Annotated in this window: 18 protein-coding genes; 17 read left to right on the top strand and 1 reads right to left on the bottom strand. The window is 65.2% G+C overall.

What is annotated here, in order from left to right; genetic code table 11:
• Position 1: 1 nt before the first annotated feature.
• The 6 genes from FOY91_RS02675 (at position 2) to FOY91_RS02700 (ending at position 4,011) form a co-directional block, all read left to right on the top strand.
• Positions 2-928, top strand: a complete 927-nt coding sequence (locus FOY91_RS02675) for an ArdC family protein (RefSeq protein WP_145147855.1) — start codon at positions 2-4, stop codon at positions 926-928.
• A gap of 24 nt (positions 929-952) precedes the next feature.
• Complete coding sequence (locus FOY91_RS02680; protein WP_145147857.1) at positions 953-1,591, top strand: DUF6927 domain-containing protein; 639 nt, start codon at positions 953-955, stop codon at positions 1,589-1,591.
• Between the two features lie 11 nt (positions 1,592-1,602).
• Positions 1,603-1,788 (top strand): hypothetical protein, encoded by a 186-nt coding sequence (locus tag FOY91_RS02685; protein WP_238995195.1) that lies wholly within the window; start codon positions 1,603-1,605, stop codon positions 1,786-1,788.
• A complete protein-coding gene (locus tag FOY91_RS02690; protein ID WP_145147861.1) occupies positions 1,779-2,306 on the top strand; it encodes a thermonuclease family protein in 528 nt (175 codons plus the stop codon). Before FOY91_RS02685 ends, FOY91_RS02690 begins: the two co-directional genes overlap by 10 nt.
• 347 nt (positions 2,307-2,653) lie before the next feature.
• Complete coding sequence (locus FOY91_RS02695; protein WP_145147863.1) at positions 2,654-3,259, top strand: DUF7007 domain-containing protein; 606 nt, start codon at positions 2,654-2,656, stop codon at positions 3,257-3,259.
• A gap of 368 nt (positions 3,260-3,627) precedes the next feature.
• Positions 3,628-4,011, top strand: a complete 384-nt coding sequence (locus FOY91_RS02700; protein WP_145147865.1) for a BLUF domain-containing protein — start codon at positions 3,628-3,630, stop codon at positions 4,009-4,011.
• Positions 4,012-4,080: 69 nt separating this feature from the next.
• On the opposite strand, the gene FOY91_RS02705 is transcribed toward FOY91_RS02700, so the two are convergent.
• Positions 4,081-4,698 (bottom strand): hypothetical protein, encoded by a 618-nt coding sequence (locus FOY91_RS02705; protein ID WP_145147867.1) that lies wholly within the window; start codon positions 4,696-4,698, stop codon positions 4,081-4,083.
• A 573-nt stretch (positions 4,699-5,271) separates the two neighbouring features.
• On the opposite strand from FOY91_RS02705, the gene FOY91_RS02710 reads away from it, so the two are divergent.
• The 11 genes from FOY91_RS02710 to FOY91_RS02755 all read left to right on the top strand — a co-directional run bounded on the left by FOY91_RS02710 (position 5,272) and on the right by FOY91_RS02755 (position 11,365).
• Positions 5,272-5,724, top strand: coding sequence for a hypothetical protein (locus tag FOY91_RS02710; RefSeq protein ID WP_145147869.1), 453 nt, complete (start codon positions 5,272-5,274; stop codon positions 5,722-5,724).
• A gap of 105 nt (positions 5,725-5,829) precedes the next feature.
• Entirely contained in the window at positions 5,830-6,468 is a 639-nt protein-coding gene (locus FOY91_RS02715; protein WP_145147871.1) for a hypothetical protein, read from the top strand.
• Between the two features lie 4 nt (positions 6,469-6,472).
• Positions 6,473-6,775: a hypothetical protein gene (locus tag FOY91_RS02720; protein WP_238995196.1), complete on the top strand. Its 303-nt coding sequence runs from the start codon at positions 6,473-6,475 to the stop codon at positions 6,773-6,775.
• A 19-nt stretch (positions 6,776-6,794) separates the two neighbouring features.
• Entirely contained in the window at positions 6,795-7,106 is a 312-nt protein-coding gene (locus FOY91_RS02725; RefSeq protein WP_145147873.1) for a hypothetical protein, read from the top strand.
• Positions 7,107-7,163: 57 nt separating this feature from the next.
• A complete protein-coding gene (locus FOY91_RS02730) occupies positions 7,164-7,670 on the top strand; it encodes a hypothetical protein (RefSeq protein ID WP_145147875.1) in 507 nt (168 codons plus the stop codon).
• Between the two features lie 70 nt (positions 7,671-7,740).
• Positions 7,741-8,028, top strand: a complete 288-nt coding sequence (locus FOY91_RS22220; protein ID WP_238995197.1) for a hypothetical protein — start codon at positions 7,741-7,743, stop codon at positions 8,026-8,028.
• Entirely contained in the window at positions 8,025-8,444 is a 420-nt protein-coding gene (locus tag FOY91_RS22225; protein ID WP_238995198.1) for a hypothetical protein, read from the top strand. The genes FOY91_RS22220 and FOY91_RS22225 overlap by 4 nt, the downstream gene beginning before the upstream one ends.
• Positions 8,445-8,461: 17 nt before the next feature.
• The gene (locus tag FOY91_RS02740; RefSeq protein ID WP_238995199.1) at positions 8,462-9,856 is read left to right on the top strand and encodes a hypothetical protein; all 1,395 of its coding nucleotides are present in this window, start codon (positions 8,462-8,464) and stop codon (positions 9,854-9,856) included.
• Positions 9,857-9,897: 41 nt separating this feature from the next.
• Positions 9,898-10,446, top strand: coding sequence for a hypothetical protein (locus FOY91_RS02745; protein ID WP_145147877.1), 549 nt, complete (start codon positions 9,898-9,900; stop codon positions 10,444-10,446).
• 74 nt (positions 10,447-10,520) lie between these two features.
• Positions 10,521-10,805, top strand: coding sequence for a hypothetical protein (locus FOY91_RS02750; RefSeq protein WP_145147879.1), 285 nt, complete (start codon positions 10,521-10,523; stop codon positions 10,803-10,805).
• Between the two features lie 41 nt (positions 10,806-10,846).
• Positions 10,847-11,365 carry a hypothetical protein gene (locus FOY91_RS02755; protein ID WP_145147881.1) on the top strand — a complete coding sequence of 173 codons (519 nt, stop codon included), beginning with the start codon at positions 10,847-10,849 and terminating at the stop codon, positions 11,363-11,365.
• The last annotated feature ends 29 nt before the right edge of the window (positions 11,366-11,394 follow it).

The following is an 11,394-nucleotide window of genomic DNA, read 5'->3' on the forward strand; positions in this document are numbered from 1 at the left end:
CATGCCCGCTCCGAAACCGGCTCGCGACATCGCGACCGAGATCACCAACACCATCATCGCCCGCCTCGAAGCCGGTGTCCCGCCATGGGTGCGTCCGTGGTCGCTGACCGGCGAGGGTGGCCGACCGCTGCGCCACGAAGGCACGCCGTATAACGGCATCAACTGCCTCTGGCTCTGGTCGATCGCCGACATGCGCGGTCACCGCAGCCGCTACTGGATGACCGCCCGCCAGGCGACCGAGCTTGGCGGCTGCGTCCGTCGCGACGCGCAGCCCTCGATGTCGATCTACGCGTCGACCTTCCGCAAGGCCGGCGTGCCGACCCTGACCGGCGAGGCGTCTGCCCAGCTGATCCGCTTCCTGCGCTCGTACATCGTCTACAATGCCGACGAGATCGAGGGCCTGCCATCCTACTACTACCCGCGGGACGTCGCCCCGACGGCGCAGCTGCTCTCGGACCGCCAGGACGCGATCGACGCATTCTTCGCCGCGATCCCGGCCGAGGTCCGTCATGGCGGTGGGGAGGCCTATTTCAGTCCGGTCCTCGACTACATTCGCCTGCCGCACGCCAGCAGCTTCAGGTCGGCCGACGCGTACGCCTCCACGAGGGCACACGAGACCATCCACTGGTCGGGCCACCAGTCGCGCCTCGACCGCACCTTCGGCAAGCGGTTCGGCGACAGGGCATACTCGATCGAGGAGCTCTGTGCGGAGGCTGGCGCCGCGATCATCTGCGGTGAACTCGGCCTGCCGACCGAACTTCGTGACAGCCATGCCAGCTATATCGGCCACTGGCTCGACGTGCTCCGCGCCGACAAGAGCGCGATCTTCCTCGCCGCCGCCAAGGCCGAACAGGCCTTCAACTATCTACGCGCTTTTGATGTCGACGTCGAGGCCCGCGACCCGTCGCCGATGAAGCTGGCGGCATGACCCACATATTCAGGAGAAACCGACATGGGCTGGCTATACATGAACCGTCACCACATGGGCGGACACGAAACACCCAAGGCCTATCTGGACGATCAGTTCACCTACAGCCGCACATTCGAGGATGGCACGACCCAAGGCATGCGCGTGCTCGACAGTGCCTGCGTCGGCAATCGCGTCTGGTACGGTGCGGCGCAGAAGCTCGAAAACGACGTGCCCGGCGATGTCGTCGCCATCGTCTGCCTCGTCCGCTGGAACCCGCGCGACAAGGAAGATTTGCAGTTTGGGTACAAGGACATGGACGAAACCATGGGGCCTTGCGAGGATAGCTGCCCGGAGCGAATCTTGAAGCTGCTCACGCCGACCACCTATGAGCATGCTCTCGACTGGCGTCGCCGCTGCCTTGCTCGGCTCCGCACGCGCAGCCGCAAGATCGAGAACGGCATGCGGATCAAACTGGCGACGCCGATGACCTTCACCGATGGCCATGTCGGCAACGAGTTCATCGTGGTGAAGGAGGGCAGTTCGATCAGGTTCAGGTCCCCCGAGCGATCTGGCCGCTACCACATCCGCAACTTCCGCGAACTCGCCTGGTCCGTGGTGCCCGAAACGAAGGTGCATCGCACCGTCTTCGCACCCACGTCCGCTCCTGCGACACCCGCCTGATGGAAACCGCCATGACTTCCGATACGTCCCCGCTCCGGCGAACCCTGTGCAGCCGCGACAATGCCCTCCGCGTTGCCCGACGGATGACCGATGACGGCATCCCGACCGTCGTCGTCGCGAGCAACGAGCCGCTGCAGCCCTGGTGCATCGTCGAGTTTGACGCCGCCGACCATCCGGAGATCCGCGCATGCGCCTGATCCTGACCCTCGCGCTCCTGCTATCGGCCCCGGCCTGCAAGGGCACCGCAGCCGAGGCCGAAGGCGGAACTCCCGTCACCGCCATGGGGCGGGCGATCGATGGCGACACCGTCTCGATCGACATCCGCCTGCTCGGCGCTGACGCCTTTGAAAAAAGGCAGCTGTGCCGCACGAGATCGGGCTGCTGGCCGTGCGGCAAGGCATCACAGGACTTCACCAGTCGGCTGCTGAAGAACGGCAACGCCACGATCCGGCTGACGAATAGGCAGAGCTACGGTCGTCCGGTGGGCACGATTGCGATCGACGGCAAGGATCTCGGGCAGACGCTGATCGCCGCCGGTCTCGCAGTGCCGGCGGTGCAATATCTTAAAGCCGACCCGGCGCGCGCCCGCCAATACGTCGCCGCATACGATGCAGCCGCGGCGAAACATGCCGGCGCGCATCGCGGGTACTTCATCGACCCGGCGAAATGGCGTCGCGGCGAGCGCCTTTCCTGCGAAGCCCGCAAACGACGGTGACGGAACCGATGCGGGTGACGGCACAGGTCCCGGGCCTGCCAATCCCGCATTGCCCCTGCTATGACCCGGCATGCTCAGTGACCGAATAAAGCGCCACACCGATCAAGGGGCGCGCGCTAAGAAACGCCTCGCCCTCATCGAGGCATCTATCACCGCACTCGGCGACGAGGATCTGCTCGATCTGGCGGACATCTCCACAAGACGTCCGAGACGCCGATCGCCAGCAGCGCGCTCGCCGAGATACAGCGCCGCGGCCTCAATCCCTAGACCGGCCGAAGAGCAGATCATCCCGGCTGCGGAGAGGGAGAGGAGCGGGAAGGCGGGGAGCATCGATCAGGGAGACGATCATGCCCGCTTTCAACTCGACGCCCGCCCCCGACCTGACCCCGTGGGGGAAAGCCGACACCGCCACCGAACGCCTGCCCGGCGTGTTCCAGGTGACCACGCCGTCCCATGGCGGTTTCATCCTCTACGACGAGCGCCAAGCGGCGATGCCCGACGCGCTGCGCCTCGACGCGCCGGCCTATGAGGAGGACGTAAACTGGTCGCTTGCCGTCATCGCCTTCGCCGAAGAACTGGCGGCCGCCGGCGACCATCTGACGAAGATCGAGATCGACCTTGCCCACCAGACGGCGCGCAACTGGATGCCGGACCGCTACGCCGCCTTCACCGGCAAACCGGTCGAACCGCGTGACAGCTACATCCTGCGCGCCATTCTCGCCTACGAGGCATTGATCGGTGAAATCGTCGTCGTCTCCGCCTTCGGCGATTGGGCCGACTGGGTGCCGGCGGGCAAGACCGGCGTGATCGGCCGCAAGCTCGCGAGCGTGAACCATCTTGGCCATCCGACCTACGAAGGCCCGGAGCATCGCGCGCTGGTCGAGGCTACGCGCTACAAGGCGTCCGCCTCACCCAACAGCTTCGCCGCGATCAGCGCCGAGATCATGCCGTGACGGGGGCCGGCTAGAGGATGTTCGGAATCGTACGTTACGCGCGATCGTCCCGATTGGGATCGAATTTTGGGAATGTCGTGGTTTGGTGGAATGGCGACACGGCGCTAGACCGGAACGCTCTGCCGGTGACGGCGGCGATCGGCGCGGCGAATGTCACGGCGGCCCGACGGGTATCATGGACCGCCCGGAGCGGAGCGATCGCGTACGGCAGACGGATCGCTCGCCGGGGTCAGCGCAGCAGAGCGTTAGAGAGAGTGTGTCCCAAAAGGCGGCAAGATGTCGTTATTATGATTAGATAATCTATTGAACCTGATGTAGATCAACTACCAATCTTCAGCGCGTAGCTGGGTCTCGAACGAGAGATTGGCATGATCCAGCTACTCTACATAAGCACCTCATCCCGCCCCGTGACCCCGGTCATCATTGACGGGATCTGCGTCCAGGCACGCCATTTAAACCAGCGTCACGAGATAACCGGGGTATTGCTTTGTCGACGAGACATGTTTTTACAGGCGCTCGAAGGCCCGCAGCTGGCAATTGAGGACACCTTTCTCCGCCTGATTAATGACCCCAGACACCACGCGGTGACGGTATTGAGCAGGAGAAAGGTCACACGGCGGACATTTGGCGGGCTGCAGCTGCGGTATTGCGCTCCCCGCGAAAACTGTCCGGAAGTGTACGAAGATATCGAGACCATTCTCGAAGGAGCCTCGCAAATAGCAGCAAGCCTTTTCGCCGCTTTCGCCGAATGACGTTGACATGCGCTGAGTCTCCGTGGCGGACAACCGCCTCCGGCGCGACCGGATGTCCGGGACTGGTGGCTACCGGACATCCGCCCCGCCTTTATCGTTCGGAACAATTCCGCCAATATGCGATCCTCCGAGGCAGCGATCCGGTGAGATCGTCCCAATGACAGCTACCGCAGCCATTGAGATTCCTAGCGAAGTCAGCAACGCCGCCCAGAAGCGGAGGCGTCCGATCAGTCGGCGCGAAGCTCGCTCGGGATTAAAGGCGCTATCATAAACACGATCGAAAGTGGTAAGGTCGATTGCTTGCTGGTGCTTGGCCGCTAACATGTGCGCATCGATGTGCGCGTTGTAGATGTCGTACCGTCGATCAACCCGTTGCGCCCGCATTTTCAAGCCGATTAACAAACCGAACCAACCAAGAAGCAGCGCAATGCTCAAAGCTGCGACCTCGACGTAAATCGGTGCTGCGCATACACTTCGATCAAGGTCGAGCAGCTTGGTTAACGTCAGCCCGAGCAAACCACCCGCAGTGACCAAGAGCAGGCGAGCTTGTTCAACAGTGCCGGCGGCTAGAGCCTCGTCGTCTGTGTCAACGCCAGGTAGATGCTGCGCTCGCAAATGCGCAATCAGCTCACGATGCTTGGATGACCAATGATCAGGGTGCACATGTTCAGATCCAGCTTCGCCCATTGGTTTGTTTCTCACACCTCGGAGCCGGCAGGATCGCTACTCGACGGAAGACACGCAAGCCCTGACAGAGACGGCTAGTCTCGTACCCATGCCACGGTGCTCAAGAAACGTCCGCTACGGGGCGTTTGCGGTCGTTCCCGCTTTCCATAAACGAAGGTTTAGCGAGACATCCGGGCAGTTTGGGCCGATCGCCTACGTCACGGCAGACCGGCTTTCTCGAAACCTGTTCCCAAATGATTTTTACCGAAATTGCCCGTTGGATATGGAGAAATGGGACGCTCCGCAAACGAGGGTTTGCGTGACGATCGCTCGTCCTGTTCGATCGTGGGCGATCCATGTCACGCAACCCGTCACTCGATCTATGCGCCGCAAAGGCTGCTTAGCGTACGATTCCGCACATCCTCTCACCGGTCCCCGTGACGATCGCGATCGTCGTCGACCCCCGGATCTGGAAAGATGTTGCCCGAACCCGGAAAGACGTTTCCATCCTTCCGGGCCGACCGGTAATGTGTCAGGCCCGATCCATCATCCGCGCTCGGGGTTCTGGATGATCCTCGCCAAAAGGAGCGAACAATGGACGATACCATCAGGCTCATGGTTCAGATCGTGCCGGTGATCGCGCTCGTGGCATTCGGCGTCTGGTATGCCTTCGCGCCAAATGCCGTCGCCTCCTCTCATCTGCCGGTCGCCAGGATCAGCCGGTCGATACGCGTCCGCCCCGGCATCCTTCAGGAAAGCTTCGTCGGCTTCCTCGAACGGACATGGTTCGTGGTGCCGTTGGTATACGGCTCCCTCGCGCTTCTCCGCTGGCTTGCCGGCGAGCCCGATGTAGCCGCGGGCATGATCCAGCGGCCGCCCGTCGCTGGAACCCTCTACGGCTACATCGCGGTGGCCTACCTCGCCCGCGACATCTGGCGCGTTCGCAAGCCGCTTGGCGCACTTGTGACCGGCCGGGGAGGCTGGGCCAGCATCAAGGCCGCGCACGCCGAGGCCTACGCTGCCCGATCCATGCCCAGGCCTGCATAAAGCACTCCCGGCTTTCAGCCGGAGCCCCGGGGCATTGGAGGGGAGAGGGAAGGATTGAGGGGAGCGTGGCTTTTGCGCTCGATCCGGTGCCGGAGACCCTCGATCATGTACGACGTTCCGATCCGCTACGAGCAGGCGCTCGACCCCAGCGCGCTCACCACCATCCGCACCACGTTGCACGCGATGGAGAAGGCGCTGGAGGATTGCCGCAACGCCGGCGTCTGCCCCGACACCGATCCGGCCGTCGTGCTGCTGGCGCGCCACATGGCGACGGTGTCGACCAACCGCCGCGACGACGACACGCTGCGCTTCGCCTGCACGCGCCGTCTCGACGACCTGCGCCACTTCCCGACCATCCTGGCACTCGCGCTGCGAGGGGTCGACTTCGATGCGATCGCCAAGGATCGCTTCCACGCCGACGGGCAGAAGGCGATGCACGACCTCGCCAGGGTCATGGATCTGCCCGAGGGCGGCTATGAGGTCCGCTCGTGGCGGGGCGATATCTCGATCTCCGGCACGGTCGCTTTGGCGACGCACGACTTCGTGGTCGAACTGGCGATCGGCGGGATCCGCGAGGGTCGCGAACTGACTTATCGCGCCATCAGGGGCGGGGTGCGCCATGGCAAAGACCATTACGCCCAGATCCTGCTGCTGGTCCGGCCCGAACGCTTCGCCGCCCGTCTGCGCCGCGACCTGAAGCTTGGTCCGCCGCCTGCGGCCGAACCGCTGCTGCTGACGGCCTGAAGCGATGGCCATGCAGATCGGACACGCCCTTGCCACGGCAAGGGCGGACGCCGCTCGCCTCGAGCGCTTCATCGACCGCCGCGAGCGGTTCCTCGACGCGCTTGACTGGTTTTCGCTCAGCGAACAGCATGTCCGCGAGAGCGCCATGCTCGATGACCTCCTCGCCGGCGACCTCGCCGACGCGGCGATCTACATCGACTGGCTACAGGAGCGCGCCAGCAACGGCGTCGACACCGTGCCAGGTGTTCTCCGTTTCGATCCGCGTCCCCGGCCGTGGCAGGCTGAGTGGATCACGCTTGCCGCCTGACCGTCGAGGAGATCGACCGATGAGCCGTCACAGCTTCCCCGGCAAGGCCGGCGCTACCGAAGTCACGATCGGGTGGGATCGCCCGCTCGAGACCTTCTTCGTCCAGGTGCTCGCGCCGCACGCCGTTCTGGCGGACGAGGAAACCATTATCCTCTGGGAAGGCACGGCGATCGGCGAATTGCCGACTGCCGCATCAGCGATCCGCATAGCGCAGCCCTATGCTGATCTGCCCGAGACGCTTGGCGCCACCCTCGAGACCGACCGTCTGCGCACCGTGGCGACACACGATGGTCCGGCACAGACAGCCGCTAAGCGCTTCATCGACCGCTGAAGCCCGGGAGAGGAGGGGAAGGAGAACTGTCGATCGGATGATCGATGGAGGATTCCCATGCCCTACTTCAACGACCTTGGCGGTGCGCCGGCGAATGAGCCCTGCGCATCCGTCGGCCACACGCCCGACTTCGCGGCGGTGAACCGCTTCGAGGTGATGGCGTACCGTCTCGCCGTCATCGCCCGCCATGGTCCGCCGCCCACCGGCTGCCGCCTCGAGCCGCTGCTCAACCGGCACGACTTCGGCGACTATCGCACGCTCGTCCTTCACGTCGAGAACGACCAGGACGACGCCGTCCGTGCCTATGCCGATCTCACCGAAGACGGTCTCGGCAGCTGGATCGAGGCCGGTTTCGCCCCGCCGGTCACCTATGTCGGCTCGGTCGCGATGATCCCGCGCCGCGACCACGACGAGTTGGTGATCGGCGCGCTGCTGACGACACGACCGAACCCCGACGGGCGCTTCCCGATCGACGACTTCGCGACGCTGCATGCGAACCTGTCGGCCGCGTTTCCCCCTCAAGCGGAGGCCGCTCGCCAGCGTCTCGCCGGAAGCACCGGCTGATCCAGCAGAACACCGTCCCGAACCACTTCATTCGCATGCGCCCGCTCCGGCCGGCGATGAGAGACGCCTCATGTCCAACACCTACACCAAAGCCGCGTTCGTGCTCACCATGTCTGTCGAAGACGCCGAACTGATCCGCTCCGCCGAGCAGGCCGCCGACATCCTCGACACGACCAGCGAGGCCGATGACCTGCAGACCGCCTACGAGCGCCTGGGCGAGTGTTTCGCCACGGTCTTTCCGGCGACGGATGCCCGGCCGTTCGACAGCTTCCTCGCGCTGTTCGACGATCCCGCGTTCCGCATTTCGATGCCGACATCACCGTCGGCAGCACCGACGACAAGGGTGATTGCGAGGTGACCTTCTCAGGCGAGCAGTTCGGCGTCGAGCAGGTGGCGCACCTGATCTTCACCGGCTGCAAATCGGCGCTGCCCTGCGCGTTTGCCTGGACCTACGATTGCGATCGCCTGCGCATCGGCGAGTTCGAGGGCGGCTGCGTCGTCATCACCGAAGCCGGCATCGACTTCCACAACACGACGTCGATCATCGACCGCGCCATTACCCGCGAAATCAAGGATCCGGACGAGGCCGTGGACGGCTACGTGCTCGCCATCCGTGACGCCGAACATGGCCTGAGCTTCTGGAACAACGAAGACGACTTCGGCCGCCTCGGACTCGCGACGGTGTTTAGCGAGGATGAGGCGGCGAAGTTTGACAAGCCGATCACCGACGACGAGCCGGAATGGCTGACGATGCCGGCGCCGCTGCGCCCCTGATCCCGAAAGGCTGAGCCATGCTGATGCTGCCCGTGCAGCCCGCCGGCACCCCGCCGGCGGGATCGCTCCCGCTCGCCCCGGCCGCACGCGCCGCCGAGGAAGAAACCCCCTTCGACCCAACCGTCACTGACTGCTGGCTGTCGCGAGGCCGCAGCCCGGAACATGCCACGGCGCTCGCTGCCGTCTGGCGCGCGTATCCCGACCTCTCGCCGAGCGCATCGCCGGCCGACCGGATGGCGCGAAGCCGCGAGCGGATCGCCGCGATGCGCCCGATCAACGACACGATCAGCGCCCAGGTCGAGGCAGACCGGCAGGCGCGCAACTTCGCCTTCACCGAGGCTCAGGCCGCGACCGGCGAGATCGGCGAGCGCGAGCTTGCGATCCTGCGCGGCCGCGACGAGCACGGCTACGACTGGGACCGAGCCGTCGCTTACGCCGATGGCTGGTACGCTGCACATGCCGGATGGAACCATCGCATCGGCGACAACGGTTGGGCCAACGCATCGCGCGAAGCCATGCGCCACGTCTATAGCGTCGGCTTCGCCGAGGGCGGGGGTGACACGACCGACCTGTTCGATGCTGCCCGTCGCGCCAACCTGGCAGCGCTGAGAGCGGATAATCAGCCGAGGCAGGCGGCTGCGATCAAGCCGGCGCGTCCGCTGCCGAGCAGCTGGGCGAAACCAGATGATGAGGCCCGACCGACGCGCTGGTCGCGACGGCTGCTTGTCGTCGCCGCAGTGACACTCGCCGAGGTGCAACCCGGCGAGTTCCAGGCTGCCCCAGCCTCACCCGAAATGGACGAGGCACTGAGGCGCAGCGAGCGCGACGGCCTCCTGATCGTCACGCTCGGTAGCGACGGCTTCGTTGCCGGCTACGCCGCCGATGCCGGACACCCGATCACGACAGACCTTGCCGATGCGATGATCGCTGATCTGCGGCACGGCAAGGCCTTGCGCGATCTCCTCCGAGACCGCGAGATCGATGACGTCCTGATCGCGCTGCAGGGCGACCAGCTCCGGGTCCTCGACGCGTTCGCCGACGCCCTGCCGCTGTGCCGGACGATGGCACGCACCCGCAACTCGGCCCTCCAGCAGCGCGTGCATCTGCGCTGCTGGCTCGATCGCGGCCATGCCGGCAACGGCAATGTCGGCGCGGGTCACATCCGCTGGGGCAAGGCAATAAAGGGCCTGGTCGGCAAGCTCGGCGAGTTCACCGCGCGTCACGCCGGACCCGCACCCTGGCGGGGTCATCTAATCCGCGTCGAGATCGCCGGCGAACATCTCGCCCATGGCTACGTCACCGCATCCGGCGAGCCTGTCTGCCCCGAGATCGTCGTCTCGAACAAGGCGCACCTTCGCCGCGAGATGGCCGTGGCGCTGCGCGCCTTCGGCGGGGCCACGCGCCTCGCCTGATCCCCCCTTCCGACAACCACCCTTCGACAATGGAGACCGTCATGCCCGACATCCGTGACCTGCCCGTCATGTGCATGGCCGATGCACAGAGCATCGGCTTCGCCGGCTTCAACGATGTGCCGCATAAGCCGATCGACGTACCCGATGGTGCGTTCACCATCATCACGAAGACCAGCGACGGCCGCCGCACCACCTTCAGCTTCCAGCCCTACGATACCGACGGCACCGCCCGCTTCTGCGATATCCAGTTCCACGATCGCGGCTCGACCATACCGAACGCCAATGACGGACGGTCGCCCACCTTCGACATGTTCGGGATCACGAAGGGCGGTCGCCACATCGTCGACACGCGCGCGCTGACCGAGGACATCAAGCCGTCGATCCTCGTGCTGCTGCTCGACCGCCAGACCGAGGAACGCCCCGTCGCCGTGCCGCGGCTGAAGAGCACGATGAGCGACCGCGATCTGGGTAATCTGCTGAACCGCGTCGCGGCCGTGATCGAAGCACCGAGCAGCGAGATCCGCTCCGATCGCGAAGACCTGGTGCGCCAGCTCACTGCCGAGGCCGCGAAGCGCAACCCCGACCTCTGAGCGCGCAGGAGAGGAGGGGGAGGGGCGGGACGAGCCGGCCATGGTCGCCGCGCCGTCAGATCGGAAACCGCCCCATGCGCAGCATCCTCGCCTTCTACGAGATCGACCGTGACTATGGCGGGCCCGAGGAGGGTGGCTGGTATTACGATTCCGGCACTTTCGTCCGCGCGATCGCCATCCATTTCGACGATGAGAGCGCCGTGCGCGCGATGCGTCGCGCCAACCGGCTGCTCGAACGCCTGCAGCGTCACCGGCCCAAGGTGGACTCCTGCCTCTACGCCGGCGGTCGGCACCGCGCCTACACATTCACCGGCCTGCCGCCCGAGCGCTTCCCCGCCACGCGTCCCGGCTACGAATGACCGGCGTGGCCCTTCCATCCTCCAGAACGGGAACCCGCGTCATGCACCGCATCCATCATTTCGACACCAGCGAAGCTGCCTACGAGGCAAGCCTCAATGAGTGGGACGTCCGCGAAGGCGACGTCTTGGTCATCGCGTCCGAGCAGATCGTCGGGCTCGCCTCGACGGAGCCGATCGCGATCACCATCGCCGCCGGGGCGCTGAAGACGATCGAGCCGATGTCCCGGGGCATGCTCCTCGACGAACTGGTTCACGGCGAGCGCGAGATCGGCCATGCCGTCGATGAGGCGCTGCGTCATGGGTGGCCCGTCGCGCCGCACTATCTCGCCTTTGCCAGCCCGGGTCGCTGTGTAACCCCGCAACAGGCCACGACGGGCGTGCAGTTCGACAATGTCATCGTCGCCGTCATCGTCGATGCGATCGATCACCGCATCACGGCGCTCACCGAGCGGGCCACGACGGTCGATCCGGAAAGCTCGCAAGGCCTGTTCCTCGCCCAGGGGCTGGCGCACCTGAAAACGGCTCGCTCGCGCTTCCGGGGCGACACCGGGGCGGACTGAGCGCCCCAGGGCCGAGGAGGGAAGGGGGC

This window comes from Alterirhizorhabdus solaris (genome assembly GCF_007785815.1).
Lineage (GTDB): Bacteria > Pseudomonadota > Alphaproteobacteria > Sphingomonadales > Sphingomonadaceae > Alterirhizorhabdus > Alterirhizorhabdus solaris.